Origin of the sequence: Micromonospora sp. RL09-050-HVF-A (genome assembly GCF_019374995.1) — a bacterium.
In the GTDB taxonomy this organism is placed as follows: domain Bacteria; phylum Actinomycetota; class Actinomycetes; order Mycobacteriales; family Micromonosporaceae; genus Micromonospora; species Micromonospora antibiotica.
The window spans coordinates 4112089-4136072 of the sequence record NZ_JAGKQP010000002.1 but is presented as its reverse complement, the minus strand read 5'-3'; the positions used below and the strand labels follow the sequence as shown (position 1 = coordinate 4136072).

Annotated in this window: 21 protein-coding genes and 2 pseudogenes; 11 read left to right on the top strand and 12 right to left on the bottom strand. The window is 74.1% G+C overall.

Features of this window, described 5'->3' with window-relative positions:
* Nucleotides 1-247 precede the first annotated feature (247 nt).
* A complete protein-coding gene (locus J7462_RS18085; RefSeq protein WP_208567702.1) occupies nt 248-568 on the top strand; it encodes a WhiB family transcriptional regulator in 321 nt (106 codons plus the stop codon).
* Nucleotides 569-638: 70 nt separating this feature from the next.
* On the opposite strand, the gene J7462_RS18080 is transcribed toward J7462_RS18085, so the two are convergent.
* The 3 genes from J7462_RS18080 to J7462_RS18070 are packed head-to-tail and all read right to left on the bottom strand — an operon-like array spanning nt 639 to nt 3466.
* The gene (locus tag J7462_RS18080) at nt 639-1787 is read right to left on the bottom strand and encodes an ArsA-related P-loop ATPase (protein WP_219465114.1); all 1149 of its coding nucleotides are present in this window, start codon (nt 1785-1787) and stop codon (nt 639-641) included.
* A gap of 54 nt (nt 1788-1841) precedes the next feature.
* Nucleotides 1842-2819, bottom strand: a complete 978-nt coding sequence (locus J7462_RS18075) for an ArsA-related P-loop ATPase (RefSeq protein WP_219465113.1) — start codon at nt 2817-2819, stop codon at nt 1842-1844.
* 26 nt (nt 2820-2845) lie between these two features.
* The gene (locus tag J7462_RS18070) at nt 2846-3466 is read right to left on the bottom strand and encodes a hypothetical protein (protein ID WP_219465112.1); all 621 of its coding nucleotides are present in this window, start codon (nt 3464-3466) and stop codon (nt 2846-2848) included.
* A gap of 327 nt (nt 3467-3793) precedes the next feature.
* Here J7462_RS18070 and J7462_RS18065 point away from each other — a divergent pair, with 327 nt between their 5' ends.
* From J7462_RS18065 to J7462_RS32300, 8 genes and pseudogenes are all read left to right on the top strand, one after another.
* Nucleotides 3794-4276 (top strand): hypothetical protein, encoded by a 483-nt coding sequence (locus tag J7462_RS18065; RefSeq protein ID WP_219465111.1) that lies wholly within the window; start codon nt 3794-3796, stop codon nt 4274-4276.
* Nucleotides 4277-4320: 44 nt separating this feature from the next.
* Nucleotides 4321-4476: a DUF4177 domain-containing protein gene (locus tag J7462_RS18060; RefSeq protein WP_088643831.1), complete on the top strand. Its 156-nt coding sequence runs from the start codon at nt 4321-4323 to the stop codon at nt 4474-4476.
* A 10-nt stretch (nt 4477-4486) separates the two neighbouring features.
* Entirely contained in the window at nt 4487-4948 is a 462-nt protein-coding gene (locus tag J7462_RS18055; protein ID WP_208567707.1) for a RidA family protein, read from the top strand.
* A 155-nt stretch (nt 4949-5103) separates the two neighbouring features.
* Nucleotides 5104-5904 carry an MBL fold metallo-hydrolase gene (locus J7462_RS18050; protein ID WP_219465110.1) on the top strand — a complete coding sequence of 267 codons (801 nt, stop codon included), beginning with the start codon at nt 5104-5106 and terminating at the stop codon, nt 5902-5904.
* A pseudogene (locus J7462_RS18045) lies at nt 5901-9472 on the top strand (adenylate/guanylate cyclase domain-containing protein). Before J7462_RS18050 ends, J7462_RS18045 begins: the two are co-directional and overlap by 4 nt.
* A gap of 154 nt (nt 9473-9626) precedes the next feature.
* Nucleotides 9627-10145 (top strand): hypothetical protein, encoded by a 519-nt coding sequence (locus J7462_RS18040; protein WP_219465108.1) that lies wholly within the window; start codon nt 9627-9629, stop codon nt 10143-10145.
* Nucleotides 10146-10175: 30 nt separating this feature from the next.
* A pseudogene (locus J7462_RS32985) lies at nt 10176-11362 on the top strand (serine/threonine-protein kinase); the annotation flags it as partial.
* Nucleotides 11363-11569: 207 nt separating this feature from the next.
* Entirely contained in the window at nt 11570-11734 is a 165-nt protein-coding gene (locus J7462_RS32300; RefSeq protein ID WP_255599273.1) for a hypothetical protein, read from the top strand.
* On the opposite strand, the gene J7462_RS18030 is transcribed toward J7462_RS32300, so the two are convergent.
* On the bottom strand, nt 11721-12047 hold the full coding sequence (locus tag J7462_RS18030) for a hypothetical protein (protein ID WP_208567711.1): 327 nt from the start codon (nt 12045-12047) through the stop codon (nt 11721-11723). The genes J7462_RS32300 and J7462_RS18030 overlap by 14 nt on opposite strands.
* A gap of 233 nt (nt 12048-12280) precedes the next feature.
* Between J7462_RS18030 and J7462_RS18025 the strand changes: the two genes are divergently transcribed.
* Both J7462_RS18025 and J7462_RS18020 read left to right on the top strand, forming a co-directional pair.
* Nucleotides 12281-13222 carry a transporter substrate-binding domain-containing protein gene (locus tag J7462_RS18025; RefSeq protein ID WP_208567712.1) on the top strand — a complete coding sequence of 314 codons (942 nt, stop codon included), beginning with the start codon at nt 12281-12283 and terminating at the stop codon, nt 13220-13222.
* On the top strand, nt 13219-14259 hold the full coding sequence (locus J7462_RS18020) for a hypothetical protein (RefSeq protein ID WP_208567713.1): 1041 nt from the start codon (nt 13219-13221) through the stop codon (nt 14257-14259). Before J7462_RS18025 ends, J7462_RS18020 begins: the two co-directional genes overlap by 4 nt.
* An 18-nt stretch (nt 14260-14277) precedes the next feature.
* On the opposite strand, the gene J7462_RS18015 is transcribed toward J7462_RS18020, so the two are convergent.
* From J7462_RS18015 to J7462_RS17980, 8 genes are all read right to left on the bottom strand, one after another.
* Nucleotides 14278-15441 (bottom strand): acyl-CoA dehydrogenase family protein, encoded by a 1164-nt coding sequence (locus J7462_RS18015; protein WP_219465106.1) that lies wholly within the window; start codon nt 15439-15441, stop codon nt 14278-14280.
* Nucleotides 15438-17453: a biotin carboxylase N-terminal domain-containing protein gene (locus J7462_RS18010; RefSeq protein WP_219465104.1), complete on the bottom strand. Its 2016-nt coding sequence runs from the start codon at nt 17451-17453 to the stop codon at nt 15438-15440. Before J7462_RS18010 ends, J7462_RS18015 begins: the two co-directional genes overlap by 4 nt.
* 69 nt (nt 17454-17522) lie before the next feature.
* The gene (locus J7462_RS18005; RefSeq protein WP_219465103.1) at nt 17523-19124 is read right to left on the bottom strand and encodes an acyl-CoA carboxylase subunit beta; all 1602 of its coding nucleotides are present in this window, start codon (nt 19122-19124) and stop codon (nt 17523-17525) included.
* Between the two features lie 178 nt (nt 19125-19302).
* On the bottom strand, nt 19303-20499 hold the full coding sequence (locus tag J7462_RS18000) for an acyl-CoA dehydrogenase family protein (protein WP_219465102.1): 1197 nt from the start codon (nt 20497-20499) through the stop codon (nt 19303-19305).
* Entirely contained in the window at nt 20496-22202 is a 1707-nt protein-coding gene (locus J7462_RS17995) for an acyclic terpene utilization AtuA family protein (protein ID WP_219470432.1), read from the bottom strand. The genes J7462_RS18000 and J7462_RS17995 overlap by 4 nt, the downstream gene beginning before the upstream one ends.
* A complete protein-coding gene (locus J7462_RS17990; RefSeq protein ID WP_219470892.1) occupies nt 22199-22405 on the bottom strand; it encodes a hypothetical protein in 207 nt (68 codons plus the stop codon). The genes J7462_RS17995 and J7462_RS17990 overlap by 4 nt, the downstream gene beginning before the upstream one ends.
* A 34-nt stretch (nt 22406-22439) precedes the next feature.
* Nucleotides 22440-23078, bottom strand: a complete 639-nt coding sequence (locus J7462_RS17985) for a TetR/AcrR family transcriptional regulator (RefSeq protein WP_208567720.1) — start codon at nt 23076-23078, stop codon at nt 22440-22442.
* A gap of 46 nt (nt 23079-23124) precedes the next feature.
* Nucleotides 23125-23925 carry a metallophosphoesterase family protein gene (locus J7462_RS17980; RefSeq protein ID WP_308290929.1) on the bottom strand — a complete coding sequence of 267 codons (801 nt, stop codon included), beginning with the start codon at nt 23923-23925 and terminating at the stop codon, nt 23125-23127.
* Nucleotides 23926-23984 lie beyond the last annotated feature (59 nt).

Genomic DNA, 23984 nt, shown 5'->3' with positions numbered 1-23984 from the left:
CCGCGCAGCGTTTTCACGTACTCCGGCGGGGTAAGCGGCGATCGAAGGCCCGGTAAGCCGGGACTGTCCGTAATGCTGGATTTCGCCGACAACGTTGCGTAATCATGCGACTACAGAGCATGATGGTGGCGGCGACCCGAGCCACACGTCGTCCGTGCCCCCTGGGGGAAGGAACGGGCCGGACGACCGGGGGAACGACGGCTGGTCGCACGAGGTCGGTAGGTACTGCAAGGGGGGACGTGTACAGATGGGGATGATCACTGACTGGCCGTCGCTGGCGGCGTGTCAGAACGGGGACCCGGACGCGTTGTTCGTACAGGGCGCCGAGCAGAACGTGGCCAAGCGGATCTGCCGCAGCTGCCCGGTGCGCTACGAGTGCCTGGCCGACGCGCTCGACAACCGCATCGAGTTCGGCGTGTGGGGTGGCATGACCGAGCGGGAACGCCGTGCCCTGCTGCGCCGGCACCCGCAGGTGGCGAGCTGGCGCAAGATGTTCGAGGCGGCGATGAAGAAGAACGCCAAGGACCGCACCGGCAAGGACAAGATCCTGGTCACCGCCGCCGGCTGACGCCCGACCGTGGTCCGCCCGGACCACGGTCCGCCCGGCGCGGGCCCGGCCGGGTGGGTCGGCCCGCAGGTCAGGGGTGGCTGATCGCCGCCCCGATCGTCCGTAGCCCGTCGACGTCGTGCACGTCGGCGGGCTGCGCCGTGACCGACACCGTCGGCACCGCCGGGAACGCCTCGGTGAACCGCCGGGCGACCTGCTCCTCGCGGACCGCCTGCTGCGCCAGCGCGGCGTGCGCGCGCAGCACGTCGACCGTGGCGTCGTGCCCGCCCAGGTCGGCCAGCCGGTCGGCCGCCGCCCGGCTCTGCACCGCGCCCAGGGCCACCGCCGGCCGGTGCACCCGGTTGAGCACCAGCCCGGCCAGCGGCATCCGCTCCTCACCCAACCGCCCGGCGAAGTAGGCCGCCTCCCGGACCGCGTCCGGCTCCGGCGTCGCCACCAGCAGGAACGCCGTCTCCCCGGCCTGCAGGATCCGGTACGTCTGCTCGGCCCGCTGCCGGAACCCGCCGAACATCGAGTCGAGGGCGGCGACGAAGCCGGAGAGATCGGTCAACAGCTGCGCCCCGAGCACCTTCTGCACGACCCGGGAGAACATCCCGAAGCTGGCGGTGACGAAGCTGAACATGCTCCGGCCCCCGCTGCGTGCCGGGGCGAGCAGCAACCGCAGCATCCGGCCGTCCAGGAAGCGGGACAGCCGGGCCGGGGCGTCGAGGAAGTCCAGCGCGGAGCGGGACGGCGGGGTGTCCACCACGATCAGGTCCCACTCGCCCCGGGCGTGCAGCTGGCCCAGCTTCTCCATCGCCATGTACTCCTGGGTGCCGGCGAAGGTGGAGCTCATGGCCTGGTAGAACGGGTTGGCGAAGATCTCTGCCGCCTTCGCCGGGTCGGTGTGCTGGAGCACCACGTCGTCGAAGGTGCGCTTCATGTCCAGCATCATGGCGTGCAGCTCACCGCCACCGGCCTCGACGTCGATCCCCTTGACCCGGCGGGGGGTGTTGTCCAGCTCGGTCAGGCCGAGCGACTGGGCCAACCGGCGGGCCGGGTCGATGGTGAGCACCACCGTGCGCCGGCCGTGCCGCTCGGCCGCCCGCAGCGCCAGCGCCGCCGCGGTGGTCGTCTTGCCGACCCCACCGGCGCCACAGCAGACCACGATGCGCACGCCGGGGTCGGCGAGGATCTGGTCGACGTCCAGCACGGGCGCCGCGTCTTCGGAAGGCACCAATCGAGCGTATCGGGCCGGTGGGGTCCGTGCGCCCGGGCCGACGTGAGCTGCGCGTCAATCCGCCCGGCGGAGCAGCTCGGCGAACGCCGCCAGCCCCGCCGGGTCCACCCCGTCGGGCAGCAACGGCAGCTCGGTCACCGGTCGCCCCAGCTCCGCCAGGTCGGTCCGCAGCGAATCCTCCAGCTCCCGGCGTACCCGCTGGTCCCGGGCCTCGCCGGCCAGCCCGGCCACGGTCGCCGCGTCGGTGGGCAGGCCGGCGGCGGCCAGCCCCCGCTTCAGCTCCGCCCGGGTCACCTCCCGGCCGGTGGCCAGCGGCGGGCGGGCGGCGTTGACGATCACCCGACCCACCGGGAAGCCGAGCTGGGTCAGCTCGGTGATCGCGTCCACCGTCTCCTGGACCGGCATCTCCTCCAGCAGCGTCACCACGTGCACCGCGGTCATCGGGGAGCGCAGCAGCGCCGAGACCCCCTCGCTCTGGGTCTTGATCGGGCCGACCTTCGCCAGCCGGGCGGTCTCGGCGGTGACGTTGAGGAAGCGGCCGATCCGGCCGGTCGGCGGGGCGTCCAGCACCACCGCGTCGTACACCCGGCGTTGCCCGGCGGTGCGGGTGGTGGCCTCCTTGACCTTGCCGGTGAGCAGCACGTCACGCAGGCCGGGGGCGATGGTGGTGGCGAAGTCGATCGCGCCGAGCTTGCGCAGCGCCCGGCCGGCCGCGCCGAGCTTGTAGAACATGTCGAGGTACTCCAGCAACGCCTCCTCGGCGTCCACCGCCAGGGCGCGCACCTCGCCGCCGCCCGGGGCGTCGGCGAGGTGCCGCTCGGTGTAGGGGAGGGGATCGACGCCGAAGAGCTGGGCGATGCCCTGCCGGCCCTCCACCTCGACCAGCAGGGTGCGCCGGCCCCCGGCGGCCAGGGCGAGCGCCAGCGCGGCCGCCACGCTCGTCTTGCCCGTGCCGCCCTTGCCGGTCACCACGTGCAGGCGGGACGGCCATCCGGTGCCGGCCGGGTCGGCCGGCCGCTCAGCTGCTCGCACCGGTCGAGCCTATCCACCCCACGTGGTCAGCCGACCTCGCAGACCCACCAACCCGTCTTCCGTACCACCGTGAACCGCAACGGCTGCTCGGCGATCTTCTCGTCGGCGGTGGTCAGGGTGAGCTTGGTGGAGACGGTGGCCCGGTCACCGTTCTGGCTGTCGACGGTCGGGCTGGACCAGCGGAACCGTGGGTTGGTGTAGAGGGTGGCGTACTTCTGCACCTCGGCGACCTTCGCGCTGATCTTCTGTTGGTCGCGCGACTCCGCGCAGACGAAGTTGGCCGCCCTGCCGGCGTCCCGGTCCTGGTAGACGGCGGTGAGGAAACCGTCCACCGCCACCGTCGGCTCCCGGGCGCCCTCGCCGCCCTCGGCGTCGCGCAGGGTCAGGTAGGCGAGCGTTCCGCCACCACCGCAGAGCACGACGGCCGCGAGCAGCGCGAGCGAGGCGACCAGCACGCCCCGCCGTCGCGTGGGGGCCGGTGTCCGGTACGCCGGGTAGCCCGCCGGTGACGGCGTGGCGGCGCCGGACGGGGAGGTGCCGGGCGTGGAGGTGCCGGGGGCGGTGGTACCGCCCGGGTCGGGTTGGTCCTGCCGTGGCGTCGGCACGCCCGGCGATCCGCTCGCGCCACCGAACGGTGGATGGGTCATGTGGTCCCCCGGGGGATGGGGCGCCGTCGCCGCCCCTGGCGACGACGCGGGTACGGGCGCGGCGGGCGACCCCTGATCGCCCGTCCGAGGCGCAAGGGTAACGGTCGATGGGCGGCGCGTGGCGGACTGCTCACGACCTGCGGTGGGTCGCGATCACCTTTCAGACCAAGCGTCTGTCGCATATGTGACTTTGGGTGAGCGATTGCGCGCGTCCCGTTGTCCCCCGCCCCGGCCGGGTCCTACGTTCGTCCGGGTGTGGGGGAGCGGTTCGGGTCGGCGCCCGGTCCGGACGGCGGTCATTCACGGTACGAGGCCGGAGGCAGGTACATGCGCGACGCGGAGAACATCTCCCGGGCCCACTTCTCACCAGGAGACCGGGGGAGGCGGGGCGGTTCGCCCGGAGACGCGGACGGGTCGGGTGGTTCACTGCCGATGAACGAGCGGTCCTACCGGCGCTGCGCCGAACCGTCCGAGGTGCTGCGGATCCTCGGCCGCCCCGGTGACCGGGGCCGGGACGACGAGGAGCCCGGCTACGTCATCCACCTGCCGATCCGGGTGGCCGACCTGACGGCGGCCACCGCCCTGGCCGGCACCGTGGCCACCTCGCTCGGCTTCCTGGTCGAACTGGACGCCGGCGAGACCACCGTCTCCACCGTCGACGACCAGAACAACCGGCACCGGGTCTTCTGCGACCTGCTGCTGCCCGACCGGTCGCGCTGCCCCCAGCCGTACGACCACACCGGGCAGTGCGGCGAGCTGCCCGCCGCCCCGGAGCAGCGTCCCGCGCCCCGACCCGCACCCGGACCGTAGGCTGTCGGCGGAACATCCACGTCAGGCAAGGGAGCCTTCCACCGATGCAGAAGTGGGAATACGCCACGGTCCCGCTGCTGGTCCACGCGACCAAGCAGATCCTCGACAACTGGGGTGAGGACGGCTGGGAACTCGTCGCCGTGATCCCCGGCCCGAACCCGGACCAGTTGGTCGCGTACCTCAAGCGCCCCAAGGGCTGAGGGCCCGACGATGAGCAACGGACCCCACGCCAAGCTCGCCGAGCTGGGCCTGGCCCTGCCCGACGTGGTGCCGCCGGTGGCCAGTTACGTCCCGGCGGTGCAGTCCGGCCAGCACGTCTACGTCTCCGGTCAGCTGCCGGTGGTCGAGGGCAAGCTGCTCGCCACCGGCCAGGTCGGCGCGGGTGTCTCGCCCGAGCAGGCCAAGGATCTCGCCGAGCGGTGCGCGCTGAACGCCCTCGCCGCCGTCGATTCGCTGGTCGGCCTGGAGAACATCGTCAAGATCGTGAAGCTGACCGGCTTCGTGGCCTCGGCACCGGGCTTCCACGGCCAGCCGGCCGTGATCAACGGGGCCTCCGACCTGCTCGGCGCGGTCTTCGGGGAGGCCGGCCGGCACGCCCGCTCCGCCGTCGGGGTGGCGGAGCTGCCGCTGGACTCCCCGGTCGAGGTCGAACTGATCGTCGAGGTCGGCTGACCGCACCGCCCCACCGCCCCACCGCCGCCCGCCGGCCCGGCGCGCACCACGATCCGGGCCGGTCGGCCGGCGGAAAGCCGCGAACGGCCACGAACCGGGTACGCCGGTTCCGCAAGATCGTGGGGAGTGGCGCGCGGGGTCGTACGATCGCAGCCATGACCGGGCATGTGACGGCACCACCGGCCGCGCTGGCCGACCGGCTGCCGGACTGGGTGACGTTGCTGCGCGCCCCCAACCCTGGGCCGATGACCCTGGAGGGCACCAACACCTGGGTGCTACGCGCCCCGGGTGCGCCGCACGCGGTCGTCGTCGACCCCGGCCCGGCCGACGAGGCGCACCTGGCCGCCGTGGCGGCGTCGGGACCGATCGGGTTCGTGCTGATCACCCACGGGCACCCCGACCACACCGAGGGCGCCCCCCGGCTGAGTGAACTGCTCGGCGGGGCACCCGTGCTCGCCGTCGACCCCGCGCACACCATCGGCGGCCCGCCACTGACCGGGGCGGGTACGCAGCTCGGCGGGACCGGGCTGGACATCGACCTGGTCGACACCCCCGGGCACACCGCCGACTCGGTCTGCTTCCGGGTGTCGTACGGCACCGAGCAGGTGGTGCTGACCGGGGACACCATCCTCGGCCGGGGCACCACCGTCGTCGCCCACCCCGACGGCCACCTCGGCGACTACCTGAGCAGCCTGGAGCGGCTCTCGGCGTACCAGGGGATCCCGGCGCTGCCCGGGCACGGCCCGGCGCTGGCCGACTGCGGTGCGGCGGCCGACTTCTACCTGGCCCACCGCCAGGCCCGCCTCGACCAGGTGCGGGCCGCCGTCGACGCGGGCGCGCGCACCGCGGCCGAGGTGGTGGCGACGGTCTACGCCGACGTGGACCGGTCGCTGTGGTGGGCCGCCGAGTGGTCGGTCCGCGCGCAACTCGAACACCTCGGAGTGGAGCAGCCGTGACCTGCCCGGTGTGCGGCACGCTCGCCGTCCCGGGCGCGCGGTTCTGCCACAACTGCGGGGCGGCACTGCCGGCCGCCGCCACCCTGCCGACCGCCGAGCGCCGGGTGGTCACCGTGCTCTTCGGTGACCTGTCCGAGTTCACCTCGTGGTCGGAAGACCTCGACCCGGAACGTGTCGGTGCCGTCACCGACCGGGTGCTGGCCGCGCTCGCCGGTGCGGTGAAGACGTTCGGTGGGCACGTCGACAAACTCACCGGCGACGGGATCATGGCGGTCTTCGGTGCCCCGGTGGCCCACGAGGACGACGCCGAGCGGGCCGTCCGGGCGGCCCTGTCGATGCAGCGGGCCGTGCGCCGGGTCCTCGACGACGAACGCGGCGGCGGCGCACCGCTCGGCCTGCGGGTCGGGCTGAACACCGGCGACGTGATCGCCGGCATCCAGGCCGCCATCGAGTACACGGTCATCGGGGACACGGTGAACACCGCCGCCCGGCTCGCCGACGCCGCCGCCGTCGGCGCGATCTACGCCGGTGCCCGGACCTCCTCGGCCACCCGGCACGTCGCCTCCTGGCGGGTGCTGCGCCCGCTGCGGCTCAAGGGCAAGCGCGAGCCGGTCGAGGCGTACGAGCTGCTGGGTCTGCTGGACGCCCCGGGCACCCGGTCGGGGCTCGGCGACGAGGCCCCCTTCGTCGGGCGGGAGACCGAGATCGGCCGGGTCGCCGGCCGGCTCGCCGAGGTGATCGACCGGGGCGAACCCCGGGTGCTGCTGATGACCGCCGAGGCGGGGATCGGCAAGTCCCGGTTCGCCGCCGAGGTGGAACGCCTCGCCGCCGGCTACGACGTCGGCGCCGGCCGGTACGCCGCGCACAGCGGGGCCCGGGTGCTCTCGGTCCGCTGCGCCGCCTTCGGTGAGCGGCGTCGGCTGGCCCCGCTGGCCGACCTGGTCCGGGCCGCCGTCGGCCTGCCCAGCGACACCTCCACCGCGCTCACCCGGCCGGCCGTCGAGGAGCGGCTGCGCCGGCTCGGTCAACGGCTCGGCCGGCTGCGTACCGAGGTACCGCCGATCGCCGCTGACCAGCTGCTGGCGCTGCTGGGTTACGCCGAACTGCCCGGCAACGCGGGTGACCAGGGCGGCTGGGGGCGACCCCGCCGGCCGCCGACGCCGAGGCGGTGCCGGTCGCGGTGGCCGGGCTGCTCAGCGCGCTGGCCGCCGAGGCGCCGCTGGTGATCGTGGTCGACGACCTGCACGACGCCACCGGCGAGACGATCGCCGCCCTCGGCGCGACCCTGTCCCGGCTCACCGGCCCGGTGCTGGTGATGCTGCTGGGCCGACCGGAGCTGGTCCGGACCGCCGGGACGTTGACCTGGATCGCCGACGCCGAGGTGCAACCGTTGCCGCCGCTGCGCGGCGCGGACGCCTCCCGCCTGCTCACCAGCTATCTCAACGGCGGCAGGCTGCCCCAGTCCGACGCCGACCGGTTGCTCGCCACCGCCCAGGGCAACGCCTTCTACCTGGCCGAACTGGTCACCCTGCTGCGGGAGCGGGGAGCGCTGACCGCAGGCCCGGACGGCGGCTGGCGGTTGGTGCCCGGCTCGCTGGGCAGCCGGCTGCTCTCCCGGGACCTCGCCGCCGTGCTCGCCGCCCGCATCGACGCCCTCCCGCCGGAGGCCCGTTCGGCGCTGCGCGACGCCGCCGTGGTCGGTGACGCGGTGCCCACCGGCGCGTTGGAGGCGCTGCGCGAGCAGCGGGCCGGGCGGGACGGCCGGCCCGCCGCAGTGGCCGCCGTCGAGCTGGAACGGGCCGTCGAGGAGTTGCTGCAACGCCGGATGCTGCACCGCACCCGGACCGGTTTCGCGTTCGCCACCCCGCTGATGCGCGAGGCCGCCTACGCCGGGGTGAGCAAGGCGGAGCTGGCCGAACGGCACGCCGCACTGGCCCGCTGGGCCACCGGTGACCCGGCGGCGTCGGTCGCCGCACCCGGCGGGTTCACCGACGCCGCCCGGGACGACTTCGTGGCCGAGCAGGTCGAGCGGGCCGCCGCCCTCGCCGACGCGGTCAAGCTCCGCCCCGACTCGCCGGCCCGGACGGTCGCCGGGCTGGGGGTGGCCGCGCTGGGCCGGGCCGCCCGCCGGGCGTTGCAGGCCGGTGAGCCGGCACTGGCCGTCGAACACGCCGAACGCGCCACCGACCTGGCCCGCGAGGGGGTGCCCCCGGCCGACCGGGTCGCGCACGCCCGGGCGCTGCTCCAGGTCGGTCGGGTCGGCGACGCGCTGGCCTTCGCCGAGAAGATCGCCGCCAACGCCGGTGACGACGCCGGCACCCGGGCCAGCGCCCTGCTGCTCGCCGGCCAGGCCCACCAGACGCAGGGCGACCATGGGCGCGCGGTGGCCTGCTGGGAGGAGGCGTTGCAGGTGGCCACCGCCGGGGAGGTGACCAACCTGCGGGCCTCGGCCATGCGCCGGCTCGGGATGGCCGACTTCGTCGCCGGTCGACTCGGTCAGGCGAGCAGCCGGCTCGCCGCGTCCTACCAGATCAGCCTCGCCGCGAAGGACCTGCGGGGGCAGGCCTGGGCGTTGCAGAACCTGGCCTGGGTCACCACCACCCGGGGGGACTTCGCCGGCACCGACGCGGTGCTCGGTCGGGCCGCCCGGCTCTTCGCCGAGTTGAAGGACCCGTACGGGCGGGCCTGGCTGCGCGGCACCACCGCCTTCGCCCGGCTGCTGGCCGGCCGGTTGGGGGAAGCCTGCCGGCTGGCCGGGATCTTCCTGCCGTTCGGGGAACGCGTCGGTGAGGCGTGGGCGGTGGGCACGTTGCGCGCGGTCGAGGCGTTCGCTGCGGCCGAGTTGGGCGAGGTTGCCGAGGCGGACCGGTCGGCCCGCCGGGCGTACCGGGACTTCGCGGCGGTATCCGACGACTGGGGGCGCGGGTTCGCGCTGGTCGTCCGGGGGGTGGTGGCGCGGGGGCTGGGCGAGCCGGAGCACGCCGCCGACCTGTTCACCGACGCCCTGGCGTACGCCGGTCGGACGTCGCATCCACTGCTGACCGGGATGGCCGGCACGCTGCGCGGGTTCGTGGCGTTGGACATGGGCGACTGCGAGACCGCCGAGCGGGACGCCCGTGCGGTGCTGACCGCCGTCGAACCGCACAACCCGCAGGCCCCGGCGCAGGCCGCGCCCCGGGTGCTGCTCGCCACCGCCCGGCTCGCCGCCGGGGACCCGGCCACCGCGGTCGGGCTGCTCGCCCCGGTGGCGACGACCGCCGCGAAGACACCGACGCTGCTCTTCTCCCGCCGGCAGACCCTGGCCCGGTACGCTTCCGCGCTGCTCGCCCACGGTCAGTCGGAGCAGGCGTTGGACTGGGCCCGGCGGGCGGTCGCCGCCCCGGCGGAGGACGTCCGCAGTCAGGTGATCGGCGCGGGGGTGCTGGCCGAGGCGTTGGCGGCCTGCGGGCACCCGGTGGAGGCGGCGGCCAGCGCGCAGGAGGCGGTCCGGCTGGCGTACGCGACCGAGCAGCGCAGCGAGCGGGCCAGCGCCGACGCCCTGGCGGCCCGGCTGGCCGGCGGGGTCTGACCGGCCCCGCGTCGCGCCGTCGGCGGCGGGGTCCGGCGTCGAAACGGTAGGTCTGTCGGTTACGGGGATGTGCGCGTATCGGCGGGGACGGTTAGCGTGTCACTTCACGCGACCGCCCCTCGGTGCCGGTCGCGCCGTCAGGTGGGGGATCTAGATGAGGTTGCCGCGTTCGGGCGCCGGTTGGACGATCGCGGTCTTCGGTGTGCTGGCGGTGCTGCTCGGCGCGTTCGGGCTGGTGTGGCCGGAGGCGCAGTTGCGGATGCTCGGCTTCGAGGTGCCGCAGACCCGGGCGGCCGGCGACTACACGGGCACGTTCCTCACCGCGTCCTCGATGGCGTCGTTCAACATGGGCGTCTACTACCTGCTGGCGGTGGCGACCGAGTGGCGGGCGTTCTACCGGTTCACGGTGGTCTTCCGGCTGGTCACCTTCACCGTCTTCACGCTGACCGTGCTGGCCGACGTGGCTCCGGACCGGTTCATCGGGGTGGCGCTGTGGGAGGGGGTGGGTGCGGTGGCGACGGCGCTCGGCCTGCGCTGGGACGCCCGTCGATCCGCTGGTGCGGGCGGAAACGCTCCCATCTCGACAGTGTCCCAGGTCAGTGGGGTCTCCGGGGGTGCGTCGAGCGGGTCGGTCGCCGCCGGCCCGGCCGCTGCCGCCGGTACGGACCGCTGAGCGCCCCGGCGGAACGGGTATTTTCGAGCCGTGACCGAGACCCCGCCCGGCGCCTCCCGGCTGCCCAATGTGCCCGGTCTGACCGACTTGCAGGTCTTTGCCCGGGGCGGCTACGCCACCGTCTACCGGGCCACCCAGATCTCCGTCGGTCGGGAGGTCGCCGTCAAGGTGGAGAACCGCACCCTGGACAACGAACGAGACCAGGCCCGGTTCCTGCGCGAGGCGCGGGCCGCCGGCCGGATGTCCTCCCATCCGCACGTGGTGGACCTCTTCGACGTCGGGGTGACCGTCGACCAGCACCCCTACCTGATCATGGAGCTGTGCGACGGGTCGTACGCCGAACGGATGCGGACCTCGCCGCTCGACGCGTCCGAGACCCGTGACCTCGGCATCAAGATCGCCGACGCGTTGGCCCACTCGCACGCGGCCGGGGTGCTGCACCGCGACGTCAAGCCGGCCAACATCCTGCACTCGCACTTCAACTCGGCGGTGCTGGCCGACTTCGGGCTGGCCGTGCTGGCCGAGGCGCGGGACGCCTCGGTCACCCTGGAGGTGCTCACCCCGGCCTACGCGCCGCCGGAGATGTTCAACCACAGCCCGCCGTCACCTGCCGTCGACGTGTACGCCCTCTGCGCCACCCTCTACGCGGTGATGACCGGCCGGCCCCCACGCTGGCAGTCCGAGCGCAACCCGAGCCTGGTCACCGTGCTGGAGTTGTTCCACCACCCGATCCCCGACCTGCCCGGGGTGCCCACCGAACTGGTCGACGTGCTCCGCGCCGGGATGTCCAACGACCCCGACGCCCGCCCCTCCGCGCTCGAACTGCGCGACCTGCTCACCGCGCTGCCCGTCGACCCGGCCCCCGCCCCGGTCAGCGGTGCGCCGGTCTCCGGCGGGCCCTCCACCGGCGGGTCCGGCGGCACCGGGCCGTACACCCTCGGGTGGACCACCGGTCAACCGGGGCGGATCACCGGCCAGCCCGCCCCCGCCCGCCGGCCCAGGACGACCATCCGACCGTTCCGCACGGCGAGCGGCGGCGGCGACGCTGGTTCTTCGGCGGGGCCGGGGTGCTCGCCCTGGCCGCCTCGGCGAGCGCCGGGGCGTGGGTCGCCGGCGGTGCGCCACCGGTGGCCGGGCCGACCGCCGCCCCGTCGACCGTGGGCTCGTCCAGCCCGGCCGCCCGCTGGGGCACCCTGCCCGGCTGCGCGGCCGACGGCACGGCCGCGACCCTGCCGCCCGGTGCCCGGTGCGCCCCCGTGCTGGAGTGCTTCGGCCCGGTACGGCTACGCGGCGACCGGGCGGAGGCGCCGCAGGTCTCCTGCGAGGGGCGGCACACCTGGGAAACGTACGTGGAGGGCCAGTTGCCGGCCGCGCTGGCCGGGGCCGGACACGCCACGATCAGCGCCGACCCGACGGTCCGGTCGGTGTGCAACGCCCGCACGTTCCGGCTGACCAGTGGGATCGACTACGCCAACGGCTGGCGGCTGGAGGTGCTGCCGCCCGGCGAGACGGATCTCGACCGGACCTACCGCTGCCTCGCCGGCCGGGGGGTCGACGCCCTGGTCGCCCCCACCCTCACTGGTCGCTGACCTCGCGCATCCGGTGCAGCCGGCTCAGCACCGCCGCGCTGTCCAACGCGTCGAGGGTGTCCGCGTCGAGGAACGATCCCGGTTCCAGGTGCCCCGGCGAGGGCGGCACGGCCGGTGTCTCCTCGTGGTCGCGTTCGCGCAACGCGGCCAGCGCGGTGCCGGTCACCGTCGCGAAGAGGACCCCGAGCAGGGCCAGCCCCACCGTCAGGATGCCGGCGGGATGCCGGAACACCAACGCCACCAGCACCGCGCCGGTCGCCAGCCCCGCGACCACCGCCACGGTCCGCGCGTCCGGCTTCAGGAATCGGCTCACCTGACAAGCATGGCCTGAACGGGCGCGCTGTCAAACCATACGGCTCGGTGTGGTTGACCGTTCTGCCTAGAGTGACGAAACGCCGGAAGACGGTCCCCGCCCTCCGCCCTGCTCCCGCCTTCCGGTCGGGTGGGCGTCGCGGCGGACGACCCGCCACCGGTGCGGCGCGACCGAGATGGACCGGAACGGCTACCCTCGGTGTCCCCCAGGCTGTCCGTCAGCGAGGTGCGCCGATGAACGACACGTCCGCCCGCCACCGGGTCCGTTCGGTCACCACCACCCTGGCGGTGGCCCTGACCCTCACCCTGGCCGCCGCCGCCGGCTGCGAGAACCGCCGCGAACCCTCGCTGCCCTCGGTCCGCGACAAGCTGCGCGAGTCGCACATCGACGGTCAGGCGAAGATCAAGATCGGGGTGGCCACCACCGAGCCGCTGATGGGCGAGCTGCGCAACGGCAAGCACTCCGGCTTCGACGTGGAGATCGCCCGCTACGTCGCCTCCTACCTCGGCTACGAGGGCGACCAGCGCATCGAGTGGGTCTCGGTGACCACCGAGGATCGCATCCCCGCCCTCCAGGGTGGCGTGGTCGACCTGGTGGTCTCCAGCTTCTCCATCACCGAGGAGCGGGAGAAGCTGGTCAGCTTCGCCGGGCCGTACTTCGTCACCACCCAGGAGGTGATGGTGCCGACCCGGCTCAGGGACAAGATCCGCACCATCGAGGACCTCCGTGAACCGGCCTACAAGGTCTGCACCAGTGGTGGCTCCACCACCGAGGCCGAGCTGGCCAAACACGACGTCAAGGTGCTCGTGGTCAAGGAGGTCGGCGACTGCGTCAAGGGCATCCGGGAAGGTCGCTACGACGCGGTCAGCTCCGACGAGACGATCCTCGCCGGCTTCCTCTCCCTCTATCCGACCGAGTTCGAGATCGTCGACATGCCCTTCGGCACCAGCGAACTGCTCGGCATCGGGGTGCCGATCGGCGACCCCGCCCTGCGCGACCTGGTCGCCTTCGCCCTGCAGAAGAGCTACCTCCAGGGTCGCAACGGGATCAGCAGTCCGTGGATCACCGCCTACACCAGGTCCCTCGCACCGTATCTGAAAGCGGAGAAGGCACAGCCCCAACCGCTCAACGTGCCGGCGCTGGTCGACTTCGACGACAAGGCGCCGACGCGGTGACCGCCCCGGCCGTACCGCAGGATCTGGGCGCCACCACCGTCCCGGTACGCGACGGCTGGGACCCGGCGGTGGAGCGGCGGACACGGGCCAGCCAGTCGTTCTGGACGGCGGTGGTGGGCGTTCCCGCCATCTTCTCCGTGCTGCGCCTCGGCGTCGAGGCGGGCGGCGAACTCCAGACCACGTTGTTGCTGGTGGCGAACGTCGGGCCGGTCAACCTGCTGGCCGGCTTCCTGACCACCGCCGCCCGGCTGCTCTCCACCAGCCTGGTCGCGGTCTTCGCCCTCGGCGCGGTGCTGCGGGTCAGCGTCGAACGGATGCCGCCCACCGTCCGCCGCCCGCTCTTCGTCCGCTGGGCGGACCTAACCCCGGCCTGGTTCGTGCTGTCCAGTTTCCTGCTGGCCCTGGTCACCTGGCAACTGCTCTACCTGCCGCTGCTGCTGCCGGCGTTCGTCGCAGCGTTCCAGCTCACCCCGGCGCGACTGCACGAGCACCCCGTGCCCCGGACGCTGATCGTGGTGACGCTCCTCGCCGGCTACGGCTGGCTGCTCGCCCCCACCCTGCTCGACGCCTGGCAGCAACGGGAACTGCTCGCCCTGGTGCTGTTCGTCGCCCCGCCGCTGCTCGCGCTCGCGGTGACCGGCCCACTGCCCGGGGCGGTGATCCGGCCGCTCGCCTCCGTCACCGAGGCGGCGGTACTGGCCATGCTGGTCTGGGCGGCGCTACCGGTGATCACCACGCCGGTGCTGCCGCTCACCGTGACCACCGTGGAGTCGAGCCCCGGCGTCACCGAGGACGTCCGGGGGCACGTGGTCACCGTGGACGACGTCAACATGGTGCTGCTCCAGGAACGCGGCGGCGTCCGGTACGTGCCGGTGGACGACGTCCGCGCCCAGGTGCTCTGCCCCAGCGAGGAGGAGCTGCCCCGGCACCGGCTGCGGATCCGCGACTACCACGTGGAGGACTCGCTGCTGGAGGGGTTGGGCCGGCGGGTCCGACCGGTGCACCGCACCGACGCCGCCTGCCGCACCCCGCGCTGACGCCGTCGACCCGCAGGATCAGTAGGACTTCTCCTGACCCAGCACGTGCTGGGCGACGAAGTTGAGGATCATCTCCCGGCTGACCGGGGCGATCCGGCCGGCCCGCACCGCGCCGAGCAGCGTCGCCACGCCGTACTCGGTGGTCATACCGGCCCCGCCGAGGGCCTGCACGGCGGTGTCCACGGCCAGCGCGGCGGCCTCCCCGGCCGCGTACTTGGCCATGTTGCCGCAGACGCCGGCCTCCAGGTCGCGGCCCGCGTCGTACAGGGTGGCCGCCTTGTGGATCATCAGTCGGGCGAGTTCCACCTGCACCGCCGCGTGCGCCAACGGATGCGCCACCCCCTGGTGCGCGCCGATGCTCCGCCCACCCCAGACCTTGCGGGTGGCGGTGTAGTCGGTGGCCCGCTCGATGGCGTACCGGCCGGTGCCGACACCCATCGCGGCGACCGTGATCCGCTCCGGGTTCAGCCCGGCGAACAGCGCCGGCAGGCCGGCGTCCAACGACCCGCCGACCAGCGCGTCGGCGGGCAGCCGGACGTCGTCCAGAAAGAGCAGGAACTGGTTCTCCGGGGAGACGATCTCCATGTCCAGCTTGGACCGGGTCAACCCCGCCGCGTCGGTCGGCACCAGGAACAGCGCGGGCTTGAGCTTTCCGGTCGCTGCGTCCTCGGTACGGGCCACCACCAGCACGTACTGCGCCTCGTCCACGCCGGAGATGTAGCACTTGCGGCCGGAGAGCAGCCAGTCGTCGCCGTCGCGGCGGGCCACCGTGCCGAGCCGGTGGAAGTTCGACCCGGCGTCCGGCTCGGTGATCGCGAAGACCACCTTCAGCGAGCCGTCGGCGAACCCGGGCAGGAAACGCTTGCGCTGCTCATCGGTGCCGTGCCGGTGGACCACCGTGGCGGCGATGGCCGGCGACACCACCAGCAGCAGCAGCGGGCAACCGGCGGCGGCCAACTCCTCGCAGACGATGGCCAGCTCGGTGAGGCCGCCACCGCCGCCGCCGTACTCGGTGGGGACGTTGACACCCAGGTAGCCGAGCCGGCCGGCCTCCTCCCACAACTCGGTGGTGTGCCCGCCGGATTTCGCCTTCTCGACGAAGTAGGAGTGGCCGTACCGGCGGCCCAGCGCGCGGACGGCGTCGCGGAGCTGATCCTGCTCAGGGGTGAGGTCGAAGTTCATCGGGGTGCCTCCTCAGGGTTGACCACGGCCAGCACCGCACCCGTCTCGACCTGCCCGCCGGCGGGCACCGGCAGGTCGGCGACCACGCCGTCGGTCGGGGCGAGCACGGGATGTTCCAGCTTCATCGCCTCCAGGGTCAGCAGCAGGTCACCGGCGGCGACCCGCTGACCGGCCGCCACGTGCACCCGGGTCACCGTGCCGGGCAGCGGCGCGAGCAGCGACCCGACCGCCAACGCGGCGCGGGGCAGTGGGAAGCGGGGCAGCTCGGTCAGCTCCGCCGCCCCGTCCGGGCCGTCCACGAAGACCACCGACCCCGCCCGGTGTACGCGCAACGCCCGCCGTACCCCGGCCACGTCGAGCAGCACCCGGTCCGGTGCCGCCGTCACCAGCTCCACCACCGGCGGGGCGTCCGGTGCGTCGGCCGTCGTCGGGCCGGGGCCGGCGACGGCCGGGTCGGTGGACCAGTCGGCGAGACCGCCGGAGCGGTCCAGGCGGTAGCGCACCTCGATCTCGTCCCCGGTCGCCGTGGCGTACCGGACGACCTGGGGGACGGCCGGCACGTTGCGCCAGCCCGACGGGAGGCCGGCGAGCACCGGGGCGACGGCCCGGCGCGCGGCGGCCCCGGCCAGCGCGGCAGCCAGCGCGGCGACCGGCAGCCCGTCGGCCGGCAGCAGCGGCGCGAATACCTCCGGGTGCGCGTCCAGGAACCCGGTGTCCACCTGCGCCGACCCGAACTCCGCGCTGCGCAGCACCCGGACCAGCAGGTCCCGGTTGGTGACCACCCCGTGCAGCTCGGCGCGGGCCAGCGCCCCGGCCAGCGCCCGGGCCGCCTCGCCCCGGGTCGGCGCCCAGGCGACCAGCTTGGCGAGCATCGAGTCGTAGTGCACGCCCACCGTCGAACCGGTGCCCACCCCCGAGTCGAGCCGCAGACCCCGGGTCGGGGTGAACTCACCGACCACCCCGGGCACCGCGAACCGGTGCAGGGTGCCGGTCGCCGGCCGGAATCCCTGCGTCGGGTCCTCCGCGCACAGCCGTACCTCGATCGCGTGGCCGTCGGCCGGCGGGGTCGCCGGCACCGGCAACGCGCCACCCTCGGCGACCAGCAGTTGCAACCGGACCAGGTCCAGCCCGGTGACCGCCTCGGTGACCGGGTGCTCCACCTGGAGCCGGGTGTTCATCTCCAGGAAGAAGAACTCACCCGTCGGGGCGAGCAGGAACTCCACCGTCCCCGCCCCGACGTAGTCGACAGCCCGCCCGGCGGCGACCGCCGCCGCGTGCAGCCGCTCCCGCACCCCGTCGGGCAGCACCGCCGGGGCCTCCTCGACGATCTTCTGGTGCCGCCGCTGGATCGAGCAGTCCCGCTCACCGAGGGCCACGACCGTACCGTGGGTGTCGCCGAAGATCTGCACCTCGACGTGCCGGCCGCGCTCGACGTACCGCTCGACGAAGACCGTGCCGTCGCCGAACGCGGCGGCGGCCTCGCGGCGTGCCGAGTCGACGGCCGTCGGCAGGTCGGCCGGGTCGCGGACGATGCGCATCCCCCGGCCGCCGCCCCCGGCGGACGCCTTGACCAGCACCGGGAAGTCGGTGACCTCGTCGCCGTCGGTCCAGGAAGGCAGCATCGGCACGCCCGCGTCGGCGAGCAGCTCCTTCGCCGCCAGTTTGTCGCCCATCGCCGCGATCGCCCCGGCCGGCGGACCGACCCAGGTCAGGCCCGCGTCGACCACGGCCGCCGCGAACCCGGCGTGCTCGGCGAGGAACCCGTAACCCGGGTGGACCGCGTCCGCGCCGGTGCGCCGGGCCGCGTCCAGGATCAGCTCGATCCGCAGGTACGTCTCGACGGGCGTGTTCCCCGGCAGCCGGACCGCCTCGTCGGCCTCGGCCACGTACGGCGCGTCGGCGTCCGCGTCGGAGTGCACGGCGACCGTCGCCACGCCCAGCGCCCGGCAGGTGGCGAAGACCCGGCGGGCGATCTCCCCCCGGTTGGCCACCAGCAGCTTCCGAACAACCATGATCACGCCCTCTCGCTGGTGTTCGCGACTGCGGGACTCCGCTGCGCTGCGTTCCTCGCGCTCACGGGGCTACATCCGGAAGACGCCGAAGCCGTCGGCGCCCTTCACCGGTGCGTTGTGGATCGCCGACAGGCAGAGCCCGAGGACGGTACGGGTGTCCCGGGGGTCGATCACCCCGTCGTCGTAGAGCCGGCCGGACAGGAACAGCGCCCCCGACTGCGACTCGATCTGCTGCTCGACCATCATCCGCATCGCCGCGTCGGAGTCCTCGTCGTAGTCCCGGCCCCGGGCGGCGGCGGCCTGCCGGGCGACGATCGACAGCACCCCGGCCAACTGCGCCGGACCCATCACCGCCGACTTCGCGTTCGGCCAGGTGAACAGGAACCTCGGCTCGTACGCCCGGCCGCACATGCCGTAGTTGCCGGCCCCGTACGAGGCGCCCAGGTTGACCGTCAGGTGCGGCACCGTCGAGTTCGCCACCGCGTTGATCATCAGCGCGCCGTGCTTGATGATGCCGCGCTGCTCGTACTCGGTGCCGACCATGTAGCCGGTGGTGTTCTGGAGGAACAGCAGCGGGGTGTCGGCGGCGTTGGCGAGCTGGATGAACTGGGCCGCCTTCTGCGCCTCCGCGCTGAACAGCACCCCCCGCGCGTTCGCCAGCACCCCCACCGGGTAGCCGTGCAGCTCACCCCAGCCGGTGACCAGCGCGGTGCCGTACGCCGGCTTGAACTCGTCGAACTCGCTGCCGTCGAGGACCCGGGCCAGCACCTCACGCGGGTCGAACGGCACCTTCAGGTCGGCGCTGACGATGCCCAGCAGCTCCTCCGGGTCGTACCTCGGCAGTCGGGGTGCCGGGTCGCGCGGCGGCGGACCCGGCTTGCGCCAGTTGAACCGGCGTACGCACCGCCGGGCCAGCCGGATGCCGTCCCGTTCGTCCTCGGCGAGCTGGTCGGCGAGGCCCGACGTGCCGGCGTGCATCGCCGCGCCACCGAGCGACTCGTCGTCGGTGACCTCGCCGGTGGCCATCTTCACCAGCGGCGGCCCGGCCAGGTAGACCTGCGACCGGTCCCGGATCATGATCACGTGGTCGGACATCCCCGGCACGTACGCGCCACCGGCGGTGGCGTTGCCGAAGACCACGCTGACCGTGGGGATCCCGGCGGCGGAGAGCCGGGTCAGGTCGCGGAACACCCGACCGCCCGGAATGAAGATCTCCGCCTGGGTGGGCAGGTCCGCCCCGGCGCTCTCCACCAGGTTGACCATCGGCAGCCGGTTCGCCAGGGCGATCTCGCCGGCCCGCCGGGTCTTCGCCAGCGACCACGGGTTCACCGCGCCGCCGCGTACCGTCGGATCGTTGGCGACGATCAGACACTCGACGCCCTCGACCACGCCGATGCCGGTGACCACGCTCGCCCCGACCGGGAAGTCGCTGCCGTAGCCGGCGACCGGCGACAACTCCAGGAACGGGCTGTCCCGGTCCAGCAGCAACTCGATCCGCTCCCGGGGCAGCAGTTTCCCGCGCTGGTGGTGCCGGGCCACGTACTTCTCGCCACCGCCGGCCCGCGCCTGGTCGAGCGCGGCGTCCAACTCGGCGAGCCGGTCCCGCAGCGCGTCCCGGTTGGCCACGAAGGCCGGCGCGGCCGGATCGACCGCACTCTCCAGTGTGCTCACAGATTTCCCCCGTTCGTTCGCGACTGCGGGGCTCGCAAACCCGGCTCACTCCTCGCGCTCACAGGTCCGTCTTTCGTTCGCGACTGCGGGGCTCGCAAACCCGGCTCACTCCTCGCGCTCACAGGTCCGTCTTTCGTTCGCGACTGCGGGGCTCGCAAACCCGGCTCACTCCTCGCGCTCACAGGCCCAGACCTTTCGCGATGATCTCGTTCATGATCTCGGTGGTGCCGCCGCCGATGCCGAGGATGCGGGCGTCCCGGTAGTGCCGCTCGACCTCGGCGTCGCGCAGGTAGCCGAAGCCGCCGTGCAGTTGCAGCGCGGCGTCGACCACCTGGTCGCAGGCGGCCACCGCGACGTTCTTCGCCATCGCCACCTCGGTCACCACCGGCTCGCCGGCCGCCACCCGGGCGGCCACCTGGTGCACGTACGCGCGGGCCGCCTCGGCGCGGGTGTGCATCTCGGCCAGCCGGTGCCGGACCAGTTGCCGGCTGGCCAGCGGACGACCGAACGTGGACCGGTCCCGACACCAGCGGGTCGAAAGCTCCACGCAGCGCTGCGCCGTCGCGTACGCCTGGGTGGCCAGGGAGAGCCGCTCGGCGGCGAAGCCCTGCATGATCGCCAGGAAGCCGGTGTCCTCCTCGCCGATCCGGTTGCCCACCGGCACCCGGACGTCCACGAAGGACAACTCGGCGGTGTCCGAGCAGTGCCAGCCGAGCTTGTCCAGCTTCCGGCCGACGGTGAACCCGGGGGTGCCCTTGTCGATCACCAGTAGGTGCAGCGACCCGCTGCCGGGAAAGTCGCCGCAGACCGCAGTGGTGACGAAGTCGGCGCGTACCCCGCTGGTCACGTACGTCTTCGTCCCGTTCACCAGGTAGTGGTCGCCGTCGCGGCGCGCGGTGGTGCGGATCGAGGCGACGTCGGAGCCGCCCTCCGGTTCGGTGATCGCCAGCGCGCCGATCAGCTCACCCGCCAGCGTCGGCCGGACGTACCTGGTGACCAGCGGGTCGTCGGCGGCGGACGGGCGGGCGGCGAGCCGGCCACCGAGCGTGCCGCCGGTCCGCCCGCCGGCCGCCGCGACGATGTGCGGCAGCGCGACACCGTGCGTGAACAGGGCCGCGACCAGCCCGGACGAGCCGCCGGAGCGGATGATCTCCTCGGTGACCACGATCGAGTCGAGCAGGTCGCCGCCGCTACCGCCGACCGACTCGGGGAAGCCGACGCCGAGCAGGCCGAGCTTCGCGGCGGTGGCGTGCAGCGCGCGCGGGACCTCACCGGCCCGTTCCCAGTCGGCCAGGTGCGGCAGCACCTCCCGGGTCACGAAGGCCCGGGTCAGCTCCCGTAACTGCCGCCGCTCCGGGGTGTCCACGATGGTCACCGGTCGGCCTCCCCGGCTGCGGGCGGTCCGGGGGTGAGGGCGGCGGGCAGGTCGACGATGCGGGAGCGGAGCAGTTCGCCGAGCGCCTTGGCCTGCGGGTCGAACCGGGTGGAGGCGGCCACCCCCGGCCCGAGCAGGCCCCGGATCACGAAGTTGACCGCCCGCAGGTTCGGCAGCTCGTACCGCTCGACGGTCGACGCGGCCGTCTCCGGCAGCAGCCCGGCCAGCCGGTCGACGGTCAGCCACCCGCGCAGCCACGCCCAGGTCGCGTCGGTACGCGCCCAGACGCCGAGGTTGGCGTCGCCACCCTTGTCACCCGACCGCGCCCCGACCAGCTCACCCAACGGACCCCGCCGGGTCGGCCCGGCCACCGGGGTCGGGCCCGCCGTGCCGGGCGTCGGCCCGGCCACGGCCGGTGCCACCGTCCGTGGCGGCGGGACCGGCAGGCGGGTGCCGTCGGGCAGGACGGCCACGTGCGGCACGTCGGCCTGCGGCACGGCGTCGGCGGTGAAGACCCCGTACGGGGTGGCGTCGCCGGGCAGGGTGGTCAACGTGCAACCGGGATAGGAGGCCAGGGCAAGCTCCACCGCCGCCGCCGAGAACGCCCGCCCGGCCCGAGCCCGGTCACCGTCACGCAGGTGTACGTGCAGCAGCGCGCTCGCCGTCTCGGTGTCGACCGCATCGACATGGTCGGTACGGGCCAGCGTGAACTCCAGCCCGTCCGGGCCGACCGCCGCCTCGACCTGCCCCCGGACCAGGGCCGCCTTGGCCGGGATGTCCAGCCCGCAGAGCACGAACGTCATCGCGTTGCGGAAGCCGCCCAGGTTGTTGACGCCCACCTTGAGGGTGGCCGGCGGTGGGGTGCCCCGGACCCCGTCCACCCGGACCCGGTCCGGCCCCTCCGGGTGCAGCCGTACCGTGTCCAGCCGGGTCACCACGTCCGGGCCGAGGTAGTCGGGGCCGCCCACCTCGTACAACAGTTGGGCGGTGACCGTCTCGACGGTGACCGCGCCGCCGGTGCCGGGGTGCTTGGTGAGCACCGACGAGCCGTCCGGGTGGATCTCGGCGATCGGGAAGCCGGGCCGGTGCCCGCCGTCGGGCAGCTCGGTGAAGAAGCTGAAGTTGCCGCCGGTGACCTGTGCCCCGCACTCGATCAGGTGCCCGGCGACGGTCGCCCCGGCCAGCGCGTCCAGGTCGTCGCGTCCCCAGCCGAACCGGGCGATGGCCGGCCCGACCGCCAGCGACGCGTCGGTGACCCGCCCGGTGACCACCACGTCCGCCCCGGCGTCGAGGCAGGCGGCGATGCCGAACGCGCCGAGGTAGGCGTTGGCGGTGAGCGCGTCCGGCAGGGCCAGGGCGTCGCCCTCGACGTGGGCGACCCGGACGGCGAGGCCGAGCCGGTCGGCGAGCACGCCGATCGCGGCGGCCAGCCCGGCCGGGTTCAGCCCACCCGCGTTGGTGACGATCCGCACCCCCCGGTCGAGGGCGGTGCCGAGGCAACCTTCGAGCTGGCGCAGGAAGGTCTTCGCATAACCGAGGCCGGGGTCGCGCAGCCGGTCCCGGCCGAGGATCAGCATGGTCAGCTCGGCCAGGTAGTCGCCGGTCAGCACGTCCAGCTCACCGCCGTCGAGCATCTCCCGCCAGGCGGTGGACCGGTCGCCATAGAAGCCGGAGGCGTTGCCGACCCGCAGCACCCCGGTCACCGCAGGACCGTCCCGGCTGCGCCCGCGCGGGGTGCGCGGCCTGCCCCCGGCGGGCCGGCGCGGACCTGCGCCACGTCCAGCCACGCGGCGGCGAGCACGGTACGGCCGCTGTGGTCGGGCAGCACGTCCGGTGGGGGCGGCGCGGCGACGAGCTGGTCGGACCCGTCGGTCAGGTCGACGAGCAGTGCGGTCGGGTCGACCATGGTGCCTCCGGTCGGGTGGGCCGGTGAGTGAGGGTCAGGCCGGGTCGTCGTGGCCCGGTGCTGCTGCTCCGGGGGCGAGCAGGGTGGCGAGCTGGTGTTTCCAGGTGTGCAGCAGGGCGGTGCGCCGGGCCGAGTCGTCGTTGAGCAGGTTGGCCACGCCGAGCCCGCGCAGCAGGTCGAGGGTGGCCTGTACGGCCTCGCGGACGCCGGGGCGGCGCTCGTCCACGTCGAGCAGCGCGACGGTGAGCCGGTGCATCTCCCGACCCACCCGCGCCTCCAACGGCACCAGCGCGCCGCGCAGCTCCGGGTCGGTGCGGGCGGCCACCCACAGCTCCAGCGCGGCGACGAAGAGCGGCCCGGTGAACGCGACACCGAGCAGGTCGATCACCCGGTCGAGCCGCTGCGGCCCGACCGGCAGCGCCTCGGCCTCGACGCGCAACTCCTCGGCGCGGCGCTCGGCGAGGTGGGCGACGGCGGCGGTGACCAGGGCCGCCTTGGTGGGGTAGTGGTGCAGTTGGGCGCCCCGGGACACACCGGCGTGGGCGGCGACCACGGTCGTGGTGGTGCCCGACCAGCCGTACCGCACCAGGCAGTCGACCGTCGCCTCCAGCAGCCGGGCCTGGGTGGCGCGGCTGCGTTCCTGCTGGGGGACGCGGGTCGACGGGGTGGACACGGGAACAGCGTGCCGTCGCCGAAACAAACAGTCAAGCCTGACTTTTTTAGGCTCCGTGGTGACCCCGGCCGGTGCCGTCGGTCCGTTCCGGTGCCGGTCGCCGGTCAGCGGCCGTCGCGCGGGGCGAAGGCGGTGAGCGCGTCGAGGTCGCTGTGCCGGGAGCGCAGGTACTCGTCCGCCCAGGCGGCGGCGTCCGGATAGCCCGACCCGGCGGCGACCCGGGCACAGGCCGCGTCGACGTCGAATCCCGTACGGCGCAGCTGCACCCCCGGACCGAGCAGTGCCCAGTACGCCCCGGCCCGCCGTACGGCATGCCCACGCTGCCCGGATTGATCACCAGGCGGCGGTCGACCAGCCGGGTGAACGGCATGTGGGTGTGCCCGCAGACCACGGTGCGCACCTCCGGGGGCAATCCGGCGAACACCTCGGCCCAGCGGGCCGGCCGGGAGTCGACGAGCACCACCTCCTCGTCGTCGCGGGGCGTGGCGTGGCAGAAGAGCACCGGACCGAGGCCGGCGACCGGGAGGGTGAGCGTCAGCGGCAGCGCGGCCAGCAGAACCACCTGGTCGGCCCGGAGCTGTTCCGCCGCCCAGTTCGAGACGTCGTGCTCCGACGGTCGGCCGGCGCGGGCCTGCACCAGCTCCCGGTCGGCGTTGCCGCGTACCCAGCGGACCCGGGCACCCAGCCCGGTCAGCAGGTCCAACACCTCGACCGGCTGTGGGCCGGCCGCCACGTCACCGGTGACCACGATCAGGTCAGCGGCGGCCACCTCCGGCTCGGCCAGCACCGCCTCCAGCGCGGGCAACGCGCCGTGGACGTCGGAGAGCACCGCTACGCGTTCCAGCACCGGTCCAGGGTCGCGCCCGGCGGAGCGGGTTGTCGAGGGATTCTGCGCCGGGCAGAGCG

Bases quoted from the DNA above. Each gene is read 5' to 3' on its own strand.
- J7462_RS18085 (WP_208567702.1), top strand. From the start codon at position 248: ATGGGGATGATCACTGACTGGCCGTCGCTGGCGGCGTGTCAGAACGGG.
- J7462_RS18070 (WP_219465112.1), bottom strand. From the start codon at position 3,466: ATGACCCATCCACCGTTCGGTGGCGCGAGCGGATCGCCGGGCGTGCCG.
- J7462_RS18065 (WP_219465111.1), top strand. From the start codon at position 3,794: ATGCGCGACGCGGAGAACATCTCCCGGGCCCACTTCTCACCAGGAGAC.
- J7462_RS18060 (WP_088643831.1), top strand. From the start codon at position 4,321: ATGCAGAAGTGGGAATACGCCACGGTCCCGCTGCTGGTCCACGCGACC.
- J7462_RS18055 (WP_208567707.1), top strand. From the start codon at position 4,487: ATGAGCAACGGACCCCACGCCAAGCTCGCCGAGCTGGGCCTGGCCCTG.
- J7462_RS18050 (WP_219465110.1), top strand. From the start codon at position 5,104: ATGACCGGGCATGTGACGGCACCACCGGCCGCGCTGGCCGACCGGCTG.
- J7462_RS18040 (WP_219465108.1), top strand. From the start codon at position 9,627: ATGAGGTTGCCGCGTTCGGGCGCCGGTTGGACGATCGCGGTCTTCGGT.
- J7462_RS18025 (WP_208567712.1), top strand. From the start codon at position 12,281: ATGAACGACACGTCCGCCCGCCACCGGGTCCGTTCGGTCACCACCACC.
- J7462_RS18015 (WP_219465106.1), bottom strand. From the start codon at position 15,441: ATGAACTTCGACCTCACCCCTGAGCAGGATCAGCTCCGCGACGCCGTC.
- J7462_RS18010 (WP_219465104.1), bottom strand. From the start codon at position 17,453: ATGGTTGTTCGGAAGCTGCTGGTGGCCAACCGGGGGGAGATCGCCCGC.
- J7462_RS17990 (WP_219470892.1), bottom strand. From the start codon at position 22,405: ATGGTCGACCCGACCGCACTGCTCGTCGACCTGACCGACGGGTCCGAC.